This window comes from Haloarcula rubra (assembly GCF_019599465.1).
Taxonomy (GTDB): Archaea; Halobacteriota; Halobacteria; order Halobacteriales; family Haloarculaceae; genus Haloarcula; species Haloarcula rubra.
Window position 1 is genome coordinate 18,089 of the sequence record NZ_RKLR01000021.1, and the last position, 14,676, is coordinate 32,764.

General features: G+C 58.3%; 12 protein-coding genes. 10 read left to right on the top strand and 2 right to left on the bottom strand.

The window, feature by feature from the left end; genetic code table 11:
* From gcvPA to lpdA, 3 genes are all read left to right on the top strand, one after another.
* Positions 1–1,362 carry an aminomethyl-transferring glycine dehydrogenase subunit GcvPA gene (gcvPA, locus tag EGH21_RS22940; protein ID WP_220620736.1) on the top strand — a complete coding sequence of 454 codons (1,362 nt, stop codon included), beginning with the start codon at positions 1–3 and terminating at the stop codon, positions 1,360–1,362.
* Complete coding sequence (gene gcvPB / locus EGH21_RS22945) at positions 1,362–2,786, top strand: aminomethyl-transferring glycine dehydrogenase subunit GcvPB (protein WP_220620737.1); 1,425 nt, start codon at positions 1,362–1,364, stop codon at positions 2,784–2,786. The genes gcvPA and gcvPB overlap by 1 nt, the downstream gene beginning before the upstream one ends.
* Positions 2,787–2,933: 147 nt before the next feature.
* Positions 2,934–4,352 carry a dihydrolipoyl dehydrogenase gene (lpdA, locus tag EGH21_RS22950; protein ID WP_220620748.1) on the top strand — a complete coding sequence of 473 codons (1,419 nt, stop codon included), beginning with the start codon at positions 2,934–2,936 and terminating at the stop codon, positions 4,350–4,352.
* A 158-nt stretch (positions 4,353–4,510) separates the two neighbouring features.
* On the opposite strand, the gene EGH21_RS22955 is transcribed toward lpdA, so the two are convergent.
* The gene (locus tag EGH21_RS22955) at positions 4,511–4,888 is read right to left on the bottom strand and encodes a Rid family detoxifying hydrolase (protein ID WP_220620738.1); all 378 of its coding nucleotides are present in this window, start codon (positions 4,886–4,888) and stop codon (positions 4,511–4,513) included.
* 182 nt (positions 4,889–5,070) lie between these two features.
* Between EGH21_RS22955 and EGH21_RS22960 the strand changes: the two genes are divergently transcribed.
* The 6 genes from EGH21_RS22960 to EGH21_RS22985 all read left to right on the top strand — a co-directional run bounded on the left by EGH21_RS22960 (position 5,071) and on the right by EGH21_RS22985 (position 11,357).
* A complete protein-coding gene (locus EGH21_RS22960) occupies positions 5,071–6,321 on the top strand; it encodes a serine hydroxymethyltransferase (RefSeq protein WP_220620739.1) in 1,251 nt (416 codons plus the stop codon).
* Positions 6,322–6,344: 23 nt separating this feature from the next.
* The gene (lipA, locus tag EGH21_RS22965; protein WP_220620740.1) at positions 6,345–7,292 is read left to right on the top strand and encodes a lipoyl synthase; all 948 of its coding nucleotides are present in this window, start codon (positions 6,345–6,347) and stop codon (positions 7,290–7,292) included.
* Positions 7,293–7,300: 8 nt separating this feature from the next.
* Entirely contained in the window at positions 7,301–8,218 is a 918-nt protein-coding gene (gene pdxS / locus EGH21_RS22970) for a pyridoxal 5'-phosphate synthase lyase subunit PdxS (protein ID WP_220620741.1), read from the top strand.
* Between the two features lie 292 nt (positions 8,219–8,510).
* Positions 8,511–9,260, top strand: a complete 750-nt coding sequence (locus tag EGH21_RS22975; RefSeq protein ID WP_220620742.1) for a DUF5058 family protein — start codon at positions 8,511–8,513, stop codon at positions 9,258–9,260.
* A 1-nt stretch (position 9,261) separates the two neighbouring features.
* On the top strand, positions 9,262–10,020 hold the full coding sequence (locus EGH21_RS22980; protein ID WP_220620743.1) for a hypothetical protein: 759 nt from the start codon (positions 9,262–9,264) through the stop codon (positions 10,018–10,020).
* Between the two features lie 56 nt (positions 10,021–10,076).
* A complete protein-coding gene (locus EGH21_RS22985) occupies positions 10,077–11,357 on the top strand; it encodes an amidohydrolase (protein ID WP_220620744.1) in 1,281 nt (426 codons plus the stop codon).
* Between the two features lie 726 nt (positions 11,358–12,083).
* Here the strand turns inward: EGH21_RS22985 and EGH21_RS22990 are convergent.
* On the bottom strand, positions 12,084–12,347 hold the full coding sequence (locus tag EGH21_RS22990; protein ID WP_220620745.1) for an ArsR family transcriptional regulator: 264 nt from the start codon (positions 12,345–12,347) through the stop codon (positions 12,084–12,086).
* A gap of 831 nt (positions 12,348–13,178) precedes the next feature.
* Between EGH21_RS22990 and EGH21_RS22995 the strand changes: the two genes are divergently transcribed.
* Positions 13,179–14,676, top strand: a 1,498-nt coding sequence (locus tag EGH21_RS22995) for an NADH-ubiquinone oxidoreductase-F iron-sulfur binding region domain-containing protein (protein WP_220620746.1), incomplete at its 3' end; no start/stop codon positions are given.

Here is a 14,676-nt window from a genome sequence, read left to right on the forward strand (position 1 = left end):
ATGTCACAGCAATTCCAAGACAAGAAAAGCGAGTCCCGATCTACGGAGAGTCCCTTTGCACCACACACCGAAGAGGACGTCCAGGCGATGCTCGACGCCATTGGCGCCGAGTCAGTTGAGGACCTGTTCGACGTCCCATCGTCGGTTCAGTTCGACGGGTCGTTTGGGATCGAGTCGTCGTCGGAGCAGGAAGTGGTCCGAGACGTATCGGACACGCTTGCACGAAACGACCAACTTACCGAGTTCCTCGGTCGCGGCCGGTACGAACACTACGTGCCATCGATCATCGATAACCTCTCGTTGCGCTCGGAATTCCTTACGAGTTACACACAGTACCAGCCTGAGATCGCTCAAGGGTTCCTGCAGGCGTTGTTCGAGTATCAGTCGATGCTGGTTGAACTCACCGGCCTTGAGGTCGCGAACTGCTCGATGTATGACGCGGCGACGGCACTGGCCGAAGCAGCGCTGTTGGCTGACCGAGTCCGTGGAACGAGCGGTTCGAAAGTACTGGTCTCAGACCTCGTTCGTGAAGAGCGTCTCTCGGTCCTCGAGAACTATCTTATTGGTAGCGATATGACGGTCGAAACGTACCCCACTGTGGACGGGGCAACCGATCCGACAGCGCTCGCCGACAACGTCACCGACGAGACGGTGATGATATACGTTGAGAATCCCACGGCTGTTGGCACCATTGAGGAGAACCTCTCAACGGTCGGCGATATCGCAGAGGAGCATGACGCCGCCTTCTGCTTAGGGACCGATCCCGTCGCGCTTGCACTGCTCGAGGAACCGTCTAATGTCGGCGCAGATGTAGTCGTCGGCGACGCAAGTGCCCTCGGACTGTCACCTGCCTACGGGTTAGGCCTCGGCCTCTTCGCCTGCCGCGAAGACTACCTCCGGCAAGTACCAGGACGGCTCGTCGGTGCGAGCGAAGACGCGAACGACAACCGAGCCTACACACTAACACTGCAGACCCGAGAACAACATATCCGCCGAGAGCGGGCCACCTCCAATATCTGCACCAACCAGGCGTGGGTCGCTCTGCGAACCGCGATTCACGTCGCCTGGCTCGGCGCGACCGGGCTCGTCGATTTGGCCGAGGAGTGCGTCCAACTCCCCCGAGAACTGGCGGCCGATCTTAATGACATCGATGGCGTCACTGCGCCGGTCCACGACCGGCACCACTTCCGTGAGTTCCTCGCTGAGACGCCCCGGGACGCTGAGCGGGTCGCAGCTGACCTCGAAAGCAACGGATTCGCGGTTCACGCCGTCGACGAACACCAGGTCCAGGTCTGTATCACCGACGCGAACCGGTCTGAGCGGGATGAGTTCGTGGAGGCTGTCAGGGAGGTGGTGGCCTGATGCAGCGCTACAATCAGGCCGTCTGGAGTGAGACGGACGACTCTCGCTACGAGACCCTACTCGCAGAAAAGAACGAGCAGACAGTCGACGTTGAGGAGCGAACCACACTTCCCGACGAGTTAACTCGCGAATCGGTGACGCTCCCGGAGCTCTCGGAACCCGAGATTGCGCGCCATTACACGCGCCTATCCCAGATGAATTACGGCGTCGAGAGCGGGCCGTTCCCGCTGGGGTCCTGTACGATGAAGTATAACCCCAAGTTCACCGAAGAGGTTGCCGCGCTCGCCGACGCGGCCGTTCACCCGGACAGATCTGCTGAGAGTACTCAGGGCACACTCGCGGTGTATGCCCGTTTGCAGGACTACCTCGGGCGGATTGGTGGGATGGACGCAGTAACACTCCAGCCGCCCGCCGGCGCATCTGGCGAGTTCACTGGCATTCTCGTCGCTAGGGCCTACCACGAACACAACGACGAGGGGAACCGCAGCAAGGTTATCGTCCCCGCAAGTGCCCATGGTACGAACTTCGCGAGCGCAGTGATGGCAGGATATGAGGTGGTTGAACTCCCGCCGAGTGACGATGGACGGGTTGATATCGATGCACTGGAAGCGGCTGTCGGCGATGATACGGCGGCACTGATGCTGACGAACCCTAACACGCTGGGGCTGTTCGAGCGCGATATTGAGGAGATCGCTGAGATCGTCCACGATGCAGGCGGGCTCCTGTACTACGACGGGGCGAATCTGAACGCGCTGCTGGGCCAGGCCCGGCCAGGCGACATGGGGTTCGACATCATGCACTTCAATCTGCACAAAACCTTCGCCACTCCCCACGGCGGTGGTGGGCCTGGAGCCGGTCCAATCGGTGTTACAGCTGATCTGGCCGAATTCCTTCCCTCCCCGCACGTGCGGGCCGACGGCGAGAGCTACGAGTTGTACGAGCCCGAACGCTCGATTGGTAAGGTTCACGGCGCGATGGGGAACTGGCTCGTCCTACTGAAAGCCTACGCCTACATCGAGCGGCTTGGTGACGAAGGACTCACAGACACGAGTGCGAAGGCGGTACTGAACGCGAATTATCTCGGATCGCAGATCGACCTCGACATACCCTTCGGACCATTCCACCACGAGTTCGTCGCTAGCGCTGGCGACCGCGACGCCGCCGACTTCGCGAAGCGAATGCTCGATTACGGGGTCCACCCGCCGACGACAAAGTGGCCGGAAATTGTTTCCGAGGCCCTCATGACAGAACCGACGGAGATGGAAAGTCAAGATACCCTCGACCAACTCGCCGATGCGTTCAATGCGGTAGCAGGAGAGAACGAGGAGTCGCTGTCGACGGCGCCGTCGTCAACGGCAGCCCGCCGCATCGATCAGACAAGCGCTGCCCGAAACCCGCGTCTCTCCTGGCACGCGCTCGAGTGAGCCGCGGCTCTAAGGCTTTCCTGTCAAGGTCGTGCCGGTGATCCGGCTCGCTCTTTCACAGCACTGCGTTTATTCTGCCCCCCTCCAGCTCGACGGGGAAGTATTAACACGAGGCGGCCGAGAGTGTTCGAGGAGGTCAGCATACCCATGCAAGAGACAGACGTACTTGTCATCGGCGGCGGTCCCGCAGGCTATGTCACAGCCATCCGTGCGGGACAGCTCGGCCAAACCGTCACTCTCGTCGATCGGAGTGGTGTTGGCGGAACGTGTCTGAACCACGGCTGTATCCCTTCTAAGGCGCTGATCGACGCAGCTGACGATGTCCACTCGATCCGAAACGTAGAGGATCGAGGTATCGAGGCAGATGTTGCGGTCGACTTCGCGCGTCTCGTTCAATGGAAGGATCGCGTTGTTCGGCGGCTCACAAAGGGTGTTGAGAAGCTCTGTAAGGCCAATGACGTTACACTACGCAAGGGAACGGCCCAACTGGTCGCCGAGCACCGCGCAGAGGTCTGGGAGGATGGGAACGGAGAGCCCGAAACGATCGCGTTCGACCACGCCATTGTCGCTACCGGGAGCAGACCGATCGAACTCCCCGGATTCTCGTTCGACGACGAACCGATTCTGAACGCGAAGGCGGCGCTCGATCTCGATGCGATTCCTGATGAACTCGCGGTCGTCGGTGCGGGTTATATCGGGATGGAACTGTCGACGATGTTCGCCAAACTTGGTGTGGACGTGACCGTCGTCGAGATGTTGGAAGCGCCGCTGCCGCGGTACTCGGCTGATTTAACTCAGCCGGTGCGAAAACGGGCCGAGAAGCTCGGGTTGTCTTTTCAGTTCGGTCGCGTCGCAACAGACTGGGAGCGAATCGACAATGGGCAGATACGGATCGCCACCGAACCTGCTGGGGACGAAACAGGCGAGGACGCGGTCGAATGGCTAACAGCCGATAAGGCGTTGATCGCGATCGGTCGTGATCCGGTCTCCGACACAGCAGGGATTGACGCACTTGGGATCGAGTGCGACGAAAATGGATTTGTCGAAACGGACGAACTCGGACGAACGAATATCGATCATATCTTCGCCGTGGGTGACGTTGCAGGCGAACCAATGCTTGCCCACGAGGGAAGCGCTGCGGGCGTCGTTGCAGCCGAGACGATTGCAGGTGCGGCGCCCGACCCAGTCCGCACCGTTCCGAGTGTCGTGTTCACTGATCCCGAGATCGGGTCTGTTGGGTTGACCGAAACCCAGGCGCGGGAACAGGGCTACGAACCTACTACTGGCGAGTTCCCGTTCCGAGCGAGCGGGCGAGCGTTGACGTCTGGAGAGCGGACGGGGTTTGTGAGACTCGTCGCTGACGTCGAGTCTGGGACCGTCCTAGGCGGACAGATTGTCGGCCCCGAGGCATCCGAGTTAACTGCCGAGATTGGACTCGCCGTCGAGCATGAACTGACACTCTCGGACATCGCTTCGACCGTCCACGCGCATCCCACGCTCTCTGAAGCGATCATGGAAGCGGCCGACTGCGCGCTTGGCCATCCGATCCATACATTGGATCGGTAATTGGTTCGTTCAGTGACTCAAGCCACGAACGAGAGTTCTTTTCGCGAGCAGTCCAACGCAGGTCACTGTAGGCCGGGGACACGGTACCGCCGTCTGCTGCAGTACCGCTGTCCTGTCGACTCAAAATCGCAGTCTGTGATCGGTTGGGGGATGTCGCCTTACTGGCCAGCGATGGCTTCGATCTCGACACCGACGCCTTTCGGGAGTTCGCTGACACCAACGGCGCTACGGGCGGGAGGTTCGTCGTCAAAGTAACCGCTGTACACCTCGTTCATTGCCTCGAAATTGCCGATGTCGTCGAGAAAGACGGTTACTTTGAGGACATGGTTCATCGCCAGTCCTGCCTCGGCTAGTACCGCTTCCACGTTATCGAGCGCCTGTTCGGTTTGTCTGGTGATCGGCGCGTCGTCCAATAGATCACCGTCAGGTGTCGCAGGGATCTGTCCGGCGGTAAATACCATATCGTCGTGTTTGGTCGCTTGGCTGTACGCACCGACCGCTGCCGGCGCTTCGGCTGTCTCTATGGTTCGCACCATACACCAACCACTCCAGCCCATCGACTTAAAATATGGTACAGACCGGCGGTTTGGTGGTTGTTTTCAGGACCGACTCGGGGACCTATGAACCGACTACGGGAGTTACATTCTTTCCAAATCGTCCTAGGACCACAGTTTCGACCGAGGGTTTTAATTCTACTAGTGGTGATAACTGAACACGTATGTTACCGGACGGTGACCTGTCAGCGTCAGATCCAGACGTTCAAGCCGCCATCCGAGGAGAAAAGAGACGACAAGAAGAGAATTTAGAGATGATTGCCTCGGAGAATCACGTCTCGAAGGCTGTCCTCGAAACGCAGGGTTCGGTACTGACCAACAAGTACGCCGAAGGGTATCCCGGATCACGGTACTACGGCGGCTGCGAGCACGTCGACACCGTGGAACAGCTGGCCATCGATCGGGCGAAAGAACTCTTTGGAGCCGAACACGCGAACGTCCAGCCTCACAGCGGTACGCAGGCCAATATGGGCGTCTACTTTGCGATGCTGGAGCCTGGTGACCGGATCCTCTCGCTGGACCTCACCCACGGTGGTCATCTCTCGCACGGTCATCACGTCAACTTCTCGGGTCAGTACTACGAGGTTGAGCAGTACGGCGTTGATCCGGAGACAGGGTACATCGACTACGACGAACTCGCCAACCACGCCGAGCAATTCGACCCGGGTCTCATCGTCAGTGGGTCGTCAGCGTACCCGCGAGAGTTCGATTACGAGCGCATCGGCGAGATCGCCGCCGCCGTCGACGCGTATCACATGGCGGACATCGCCCACATCACGGGACTCATCGCTGGTGGCGTCCACTCGAACCCGGTTGGGGATGCCGACTTTGTGACGGCGAGTACGCACAAAACGATTCGTGCCGGCCGCGGTGGGATAATCCTCACGACGGAGGAACATGCCGAGGAAATCGACAAAGCAATTTTCCCCGGCGCGCAGGGCGGCCCGTTGATGCATAACGTCGCCGGCAAGGCCGTCGGCTTCGGGGAAGCGCTCACCGACGAGTTCAGAGAGTACTCGGAACAGGTCGTTGCGAATGCGAAGGCGCTCGCAGACGTGTTCACCGATCGCGGAATGTCGCTCGTCAGCGGTGGCACCGACAAGCATCTCCTCCTCGTCGACCTGCGTGAATCGCATCCGTCGATTACCGGAAAAGACGCCGAGGAGCGACTTGAGAGCGTCGGGATCACGGTCAACAAGAATACCGTCCCGGGCGAGTCACGGTCGCCGTTCGTCACAAGCGGCATCCGCGTCGGGACGCCTGCGTTGACGACGCGCGGGTTCAGTGAATCGGAGATGGAAACGATCGGCAATTACATCGTCGATCTCCTCGACAACCCAGACGACGATGACCTGGCCGAGGAGATCTCGATGGAAGTGGAGCAACTCTGTTCGGAGTACCCTATTTATGACTAATCATCGATCGACCGTCAAATACTATGAGCAAGGCGCGTAAACCGGACTGGCTGAAGATTCGGCCGCCATCGGGCGAGCGATTCACCGATATCAAGCAATCGCTCCGCGAACGGGACCTCCACACCGTCTGTGAGGAGGCTAACTGTCCGAATATGGGCGAATGTTGGTCCGGGCGTGACGGTCCCGGCACGGCGACGTTCATGCTCATGGGCGACCGCTGCTCGCGGGGGTGTAACTTCTGTGACGTCGAGACCGGTGGGATGGACCCGCTTGACGAGGACGAACCCGTGAACGTTGCGGAAGCCGTCGCCGACATCGGTCTCGACTACGTCGTCCTCACGTCAGTCGACCGTGACGATCTGCCCGATCAGGGCGCGAATCACTTCGCCCGGACCATCCGCGCAATCAAGGAACGGGATCCCTCGATCCTCGTGGAGTGCCTGATCCCAGACTTCCAGGGCGATCCTGACCTGGTTGGGAAAATCGTCGATGCCGAACCGGATGTGATCGCTCACAACGTTGAGACCGTCGAGCGCCTCCAGTGGCCGGTCCGGGACCGCCGCGCCGGCTACGAGCAGTCGCTCTCAGTCCTCGAGCAAGTCGGGCGCGAGAGCGACGTCTACACGAAGACAAGCCTGATGCTGGGGGTTGGCGAGTACGCCCATGAGGTGTACCAGACGCTGTCGGACCTCCGGCAGGTCGGCGTTGATGTCGTGACGCTGGGTCAGTATCTCCAGCCCTCCCGATCACATCTTGAAGTCAGCGAATACGTCCACCCAGACGCCTTCGACACCTGGCAGCGCGTCGCCGAAGAGGAACTGGACTTCCTCTATTGTGCCTCTGGCCCGATGGTCAGGTCCTCGTACCGCGCTGGCGAACTGTTCGTCGAGGCGGTACTCAACGGGGAGAATATCGAACGGGCACGCGAGCGAGTACGGACCCAGTCGCGAACAGACCTGGAAATCAAATAAGAAAACGAATGACGAAAACGACAGCAAACACGGGACTTGAGGAACTTGAGCACGGAACTGAACTGATCAAACAGGGGTTCGCGAAGATGCAGAAGGGTGGCGTCATCATGGATGTCGTCACGCCCGAACAGGCCCGCATCGCCGAGGACGTCGGCGCCGTCGCGGTGATGAACCTCGAAGCCGTCCCGGCCGACATCCGCAAGCGCGGTGGCGTCGCCCGAATGGCCGACCCCGCGTCGCTGGAGGCGGTCATCGACGAGGTGTCTATCCCGGTGATGGGCAAGGCGCGTATCGGCCACACGAAGGAGGCCGAAATCCTCGAAGCCGCCGGCGCGGACATGCTGGACGAGAGCGAGGTGCTCACGCCGGCCGACGACCGCTACCACATCGACAAGCGCGACTTCACCGCGCCGTTCGTCTGTGGCGCCCGGAACCTGCAGGAGGCGCTCCGCCGCATCGACGAGGGCGCGGCGATGATTCGGACCAAGGGTGAGGCCGGCACCGGCGACGTGAACCAGGCCGTCCACCACCAGCGCAACATCAAGGGCTCGATTCGCAAACTCGAAGGCATGAGCTACGAGGAACGCGAGAAGTGGGCCCGCGAACACGAGGCCCCCGCCGACCTCGTCCACGAGACGGCCGACATGGGCCGCCTGCCGGTCGTCAACTTCGCCGCCGGCGGCATCGCGACGCCCGCCGACGCCGCGCTGATGATGCACCACGGCTGTGACGGCATCTTCGTCGGGTCGGGCATCTTCGGCGCCGAGGACCCGGAAGCGATGGGCACCGCCATCGTCGAAGCTGTCAACAACTGGGACGACCCCGAGCGACTCACCGAGATCAGCAAGAACGTCGGCAAGGGGATGAAAGGCGACGCGAACGCCGACCTGCCCGAAGAGGAGCAACTGCAGGGCCGCGGCGTCTAGGCTCGCACGCTGGGGTACCGACAGGCGCCGACTGTCCTCTAATGAACGAGTGTCGGACTCACCGCTTGTGAGAGACATCAAACCATTTGATGAGACCGCTTTGAAACAGCCGAACTTCGAAACTGCAATATCGGTTTTGTGCGCAAGATTGCGACGAATCTAACGCGTTTTCGGTGCAACGCCTGACTCTTTCAGCCATCTCATCTACGGGACTCTGCATGGTGGATTGTCATATATCTGTGAGACCCCACCGATGGTTATATATGGTAGTTCGTTATATAACGGATATGCTATGATGTGGCTAGAGCTAGTACCAATAGCACCAGCGTATATGGATGTCGCCAATAGTCGCTGGTTGTGGCTCTCGACGTTACCAGTTGTTTCAGTAGTACTGTTGCAAGCCGCTATCTTCCTCCGGCGCGCGTGGAACGACGGAAAGGAGATGGGGCTATCGGAGGAGAAACTGAAGACCGGGTTTAAGACGGGATTGATATCGGCTATCGGTCCTTCAGTCGCGGTGTTAGCTGGGATGTTGGCCTTGATTGCGACAGTCGGTGGTCCCGTTGCGTGGATGCGCCTTTCAGTGATTGGATCGGTGGCGTTCGAGCTACCAGCTGCTGAGTTAGGTCTCAGCCAGTTCGGATACAGCCTGGGTGACGAGGGCATCACTGAAACCGCGTACGCAACGGCGGTCTGGTCGATGACACTCGGTGGCACTGGCTGGTTGCTCGTCTCGGCATTCGGAACGCGGCATATGGAGAAAGTCAGAACGAAAATCAGCAACGGCAATGAAAAACTCATACCGATTATCAGCGCCGCAGCGATGCTTGGCGCGTTCGCGTACTTTCTGAGTGGTGAAGTCACAGCTGGAACTCCGGAGACTGGTGCCGTCGCCGTCGGAGGACTTGCTATGCTCGCGTTGTTGCACCTTGCCGATAGTCGAGATATTCAGTGGCTCAGGGAGTGGGCGCTTGGAGCAGCGATGTTAGTTGGCCTCCTGGTCGGTGTTGTGATACAAGTGACCCTCGGGAGTTTGTGGTAACATGTCTAAAAGCCAGAGCAAGCAAGTCAGTAAGTCCCAAACGGTAGACAGTAGCGATGTATACGAAGAAAGTTTCATCCCGTATGTCAATAAGTGGGGTAGAAGGACCAACCTTCTCGCGGTTGCCCTCTCTTTGGGGCCGGCAGTAACTCTGCTGGGCGTCTTCGATATTCTTCCCACCACAGCGGCAATTGTCGGAGCATTCGTCTCGGTCGCACTCACGTTTGGTTGGGCCTGGTTCATTGAACCGTTGTCGTATTACCCGGTGCTGGGTATTCCTGGGACGTATATCGCCTTCCTGTCGGGGAACATCTCAAACCTGCGCTTGCCTTGTGCTGCAGCGGCCCAAGAGGCTTCAGATGTCGAGACAGGGACACCCCAAGCGAGTATCATCTCGACGATAGCGATAGCTGCTTCGGTTATTGTCAATACGGCAATGCTGGGGATCGGTGCGGTCGCACTCGTCTCAGCCTTTCAGGCACTCCCAGAGCTGTGGAAAGGCGCACTCGAATCGTACCTAGTACCGGCGGTTTTCGGTGCTATCTTCGCACAGTTCGGAAGAGATTACCCAAAAGTTGCTGGTATCGGGTTCACGATAGCGTTGATTATGACGCTACTGCTGGAGCTTGGATATCTGGCCTTCCTCCCGAGTTACCCCCTATACGCGGTGATAATTGTCTCCGTATTCGGCACGACGTTCATCGCTCGTTGGATGTGGCACCGCGACATGATCTCAGCGCCCGACGAGGCAAACGAATAACGTAGATATTAGGGCCACGAACGAGTACATATTGCAAGTTACCAATGACAACGAAGATGCACCTCCCAACGGAACAGGAACTCATCGATCTCCGGCGTGAATTCCACGAATTCCCGGAACCGGGGTGGCGCGAGTTCTGGACAACAGTTCGAATCGTCGAAGAGCTCGAACGCTTGGGTGTCGACCAGATTCACATTGGGGCTGACGCACTCGATCCCGACGAGCGTTTGGGGGTTCCAGACGAACAGGAACTATCTGATTGGCTTGAACGCGCGGCATCTCGGACCGACAGAACTGATGTCCTTGAACAGGTTGCAGGCGGACATACCGGAGTTGTCGCAGTCGTTGATCGCGGTGACGGCCCGACGGTAGGACTTCGCGTTGATATTGACGCGCTTCCTATCACCGAAGCGTCCGATGAGAGCCACAAGCCGGCTGCCGCGGGATTCCGATCCCAGAATGAGGGATTTATGCATGCGTGCGGTCATGACTCACATATCACATTTGGTTTGGGAACGCTCCAGACAGTCCTCAAAAGCGACTTCAGTGGTACGTTCAAGCTCTTTTTCCAGCCATCAGAGGAACTCCTCGGTGGCGGGAAAGCGATGGCCGCCGGACCACATCTTGACGATGTGGACTACCTAATCGGAACACATGTCGGGCTCGATTATCCGACTGGGACCGTAACTGCGGGCCTCGACGAGGTGCTAGCCTTCTCACGTTTCGACGTCTCCTTTACTGGCGAATCTGCTCACGCCGGGTTAGCGCCCAACGAGGGCCGCAATGCCGTCCAAGCACTTGTAGATGCCACGAGCAATATCTATGGTATTCCGCGTCACAGAGACGGTGCCACTCGGGTAAATGTTGGCGAACTCAGGTCCGACAATGCCTCCAATGTGATTGCCAGTAAAGCGACTGCTACAGTCGAAGTGCGTGGGGAATCGGATGAGTTGATGGAGTATATGCGCGATTCCGTCCGCCGGCACATCGACTCAGCGGCAGAAGCGCACGACTGTGAGGCAGAGACGGCGCTTATTGGAGAAGCGATCCGTGAGGACAGCGATGAAGAACTGGTTCACCTTGTCGACAGGATTGCAGGCGATGTTGATGGAGTTTCTTCAGTGCGCCGACGTGATAGCCTAGGTGCCAGCGAGGACGTGACCTATCTTATGAGGGCTGTCAAAGAGAACGGCGGAAAAGCGACGTACGTCGGAATCGGCGGCGGTAATCCCAGTGGACATCATACACCGACGTTCGATATCGACGAAGGTTGCTTGCTGATCGGTGTCTCGGTCCTCTCAGAGACTGCTCTCCATCTCCTGTCGCGAACCAGTTAGAGCGTTTAATCTATCGGGATTATCTTGCGAGGTTGTCGGGCGACGCACCTGCAACCTATAGGCTGAAAAATAGCTGCATTACTCGACAGAATATCGCGAATCTATGGAAATGGACACCGATCTCTCAACAAGCGGAGGAAGTTCAGAATCAAAGACATCACAGTCGCCGAATACGGCGGTAGCGATATTCTGGCCGTTACTGATTGTAGATTCACCAGTGGCCGTTACTGATTGTAGATTCACCAGTGGCCGATACAAATAAAAGAGAGCTTCAAATTAGCGTTGATGCTGCCGGTGTGAACTTCGCCGACTCGAACAGCAGTGGGGAAACTATCTGGAAGGTCCGTCCCAACTGTTCGTTCCCCCGTCTTGGAGTCGCTGGGACTGTCACCGTAACCGCCGTTCATCCGAAGACGGGGGTATTCCTGCCCAGTCTTCCGTTGCTCGCCGCCGACATCGCTGACATGGTTGCGCTGCCGCCCTCTTCGCTGTTAATCAGATGACCACGCCGTCGGTGGCACAGAAACTCGAGACGGCGGACTAGTTGGACCTCTCTCGGAGCGGATATTTCGAGAGCTAAAGTGCTGAATCTCAATGTTCTCGATCATTCTCAGTCACGCCGACCTGGAAAATCCCCAATCTTTGCTGCACTCCTTCGGTCGCTGATACAATGCCCCAAACTAAACCATATCGTCTGTCTGGAACACACCGTATATAGCTGGTCGGTCATCTCTTCCGAGATGTGTCGTTGATCGAGTATACCTTTTGTCGAGCATCACCGTATTTTACCCGTGACGTGATCTCATCTACCTCTTCAAGCTTACTCAGTGCTGATCTGACTGTCCGGCCAACAAGAGTGGTTTTTTCTACGAGCTCTTTCTGTGTGAGATCTCCTTCATATTGGAGTGTCTTGAAAACCAATTTTGCGCTTATCGTGAGCTCCTCTACACCTCTCTCTTGAGAGTCACGTATCTCGGATTTCTGCGTCATCAATTCCACTTTCCCGTCTGAGAGTACTTTGTGATACCGGTTCCCAGCCTGAGCCGTATCCACTCCATCGTACAGAGGATCACATTCGAGAAACGGATAGAACGCGTCTAAAACCATGTAAATGGCGTCTACAGTGTGATCTCGGCCATGGCGGCCGAACGCTATTGATCCCTTCGTGTATCGAGTGCGATGCATTCATAGGCTGTATTCAGTAGTGATACGATATCGTAAACAGTCGAGATACCGCATCCCTGCATAATCGGATTATAATACATGTACTTGTGTTATTAATATCTCACACCCATCGGCATTTACGGCCGTATACATTTGTGTTTTCGAAACTCGAAAACACGGTTTTCCACGGCTATGTCGAATTACTGTATGCCGAGAAGGTTACAGCTCTCAGACAACCCACTCAACGCAATTTCCCGGTGCCCACGGAGCCACACGCGATGTTGTAGGACATAGAGAGGATAATATCGGGATCACAAAATGACTGAGAAGACAGCGACCGAACTAACCGATACGACGACGAAATCGAAGTGGTATCACGCTGTAGAGGCGGCAGTCGGCTCGCTCCACCGCGTCCGCAAGTCCGTTATTGAGGCTGCTAACGCCGCACAGAAGGTTGTAGCTGTGACCGATGGCTATGCCGAAAGGTCCATCAGATTGTGTAAATAGAGGCCATGGTTGATAGCTTGGTGTGACTACAGCGACGGTTACCAGATAACCATGTTCGTGTTCTGTTCAGGCTACAACATCGGGGCGACCGAATCGACATAATTGAATCACTTCTAGGGGTTTTATTTCAGTAACGGCAGTCGTTTGACCATGGCACGCGATACAGGTGTTGGAAGTCATTCACCTGTCGTCCGCGTCTCGGCAGACGCGGCACGAATAAACCACGAACCGGTGGTGACCGCGGCGCGGGATGCGACCGACGCCGTTTCAGTCCGTCAGACGGGGCCGTCCGGCATCGCGGGTGACGGGCCACTCTTCATGGCATCGCTCGAAGGGCGAACCGCGTTCTTTCACGACCCGCCATTGTCGAGTATTCCGTCGCTCGTCAAAAGCATCGAAGGTGGCCTCTTGCCCACCGACGATGCAGACGCTGTCGTTAAGCACGATCCACAGACAACGACACTTCCTTTACAAGACACAGGGCCAGTGTCAGTAGGGGACCGACTCGTGTTGGGTCCCTGTGGATGGGTCGACCCGCTTGACCTTGCCCAGCATACCTTCGTCTCGACGTCCACGACGGCCGAAACGGTGGCGGATGTCGGTCTGCTTGGCCGTGGTCGGGGTGATGCGGCCGCCGACAACCCGGTCGCCGACGTGTGGGAGACCGCACGTACGGCCGACGGTGACCCGGTCGTCGTCGTCAACGCGAACGAGACACGGGATGAACAATGCGCTGATAGGACACTGCTTGCCGCCACGCCGATGACGGTCCTTGATGGCGTCGCGGTGGTAGCCGAGCACATTGGTGCTGAGGACGCCGTTCTCTACCTGAACGAGACGGACACCCATCTCCATCAGCACCTACAGGCCGCCATCGACGCGGCCGGTGACGATCTGCCGGTTATTCCGAAACTAGTGGCCGGCCCGGACGAGTACCGCGCTGGCGAACCGACAGCGGCGCTTGAAGCATTAGAGGGGGCAGACCGCATCGAACCGCGCCTGCAACCACCGACACCGGCTGAATGTGGTCTCTACGGCCGACCGACAGTCATCCACACCCCACGGACCTTCGCTCACGTGCACCGACTCCTCACCAACCCAGATGCCTACGACTCGGATTCTCCCGATCCTGGTACTCGACTCGTCACGGTCACTGGTGACGTCGCAAACCCGGCCACCGTCGAACTGTCCTCCGACAGCAGCCTCACCGCTGTCCGCGATGCGGTCGAGATGGATGGAACCTACAAGATGGCCTGCGTGGGTGGCGTCCTCGGCGGTATCACCCGTGACCTCGACGTCGCCCCGACGGCACAATCCTTGCGGGCCGCCGGTCTCGGCACGGACGGCGTCGTGGAACTGCTCGCCGACGACCGCTGTGCGCTGGCGACCGTCGGCGAGCGAGCGCGGTTCGCCGCCACGGAGAACAGCGGCCGTTGCGTCCCCGGGCGCGAAGGGACGACACAACTCGCCGAACTCCTGCGTGACGTGTACGACGGCTCGTTCGAGACGGACAAACTACGTGAACTGGGGCGGGTGATGCGCCGGTCCAGCAACTGCCAGATTGGCGCGCACGCGCCACGGCCCGTGACGACAGCTCTCGACGAGTTCGAACCGGAGTTTCGCGCGCACACCGACGGCCGTTGCCCGG

What these genes read in the sequence shown, in the direction of transcription:
- EGH21_RS22960 (WP_220620739.1), top strand. Translation starts at nt 5,071, where the DNA reads ATGTTACCGGACGGTGACCTGTCAGCGTCAGATCCAGACGTTCAAGCC.
- gcvPB (WP_220620737.1), top strand. Translation starts at nt 1,362, where the DNA reads ATGCAGCGCTACAATCAGGCCGTCTGGAGTGAGACGGACGACTCTCGC.
- lpdA (WP_220620748.1), top strand. Translation starts at nt 2,934, where the DNA reads ATGCAAGAGACAGACGTACTTGTCATCGGCGGCGGTCCCGCAGGCTAT.
- EGH21_RS22980 (WP_220620743.1), top strand. Translation starts at nt 9,262, where the DNA reads ATGTCTAAAAGCCAGAGCAAGCAAGTCAGTAAGTCCCAAACGGTAGAC.
- EGH21_RS22985 (WP_220620744.1), top strand. Translation starts at nt 10,077, where the DNA reads ATGCACCTCCCAACGGAACAGGAACTCATCGATCTCCGGCGTGAATTC.
- EGH21_RS22975 (WP_220620742.1), top strand. Translation starts at nt 8,511, where the DNA reads ATGATGTGGCTAGAGCTAGTACCAATAGCACCAGCGTATATGGATGTC.
- pdxS (WP_220620741.1), top strand. Translation starts at nt 7,301, where the DNA reads ATGACGAAAACGACAGCAAACACGGGACTTGAGGAACTTGAGCACGGA.
- EGH21_RS22955 (WP_220620738.1), bottom strand. Translation starts at nt 4,888, where the DNA reads ATGGTGCGAACCATAGAGACAGCCGAAGCGCCGGCAGCGGTCGGTGCG.
- gcvPA (WP_220620736.1), top strand. Translation starts at nt 1, where the DNA reads ATGTCACAGCAATTCCAAGACAAGAAAAGCGAGTCCCGATCTACGGAG.
- EGH21_RS22990 (WP_220620745.1), bottom strand. Translation starts at nt 12,347, where the DNA reads ATGACGCAGAAATCCGAGATACGTGACTCTCAAGAGAGAGGTGTAGAG.
- lipA (WP_220620740.1), top strand. Translation starts at nt 6,345, where the DNA reads ATGAGCAAGGCGCGTAAACCGGACTGGCTGAAGATTCGGCCGCCATCG.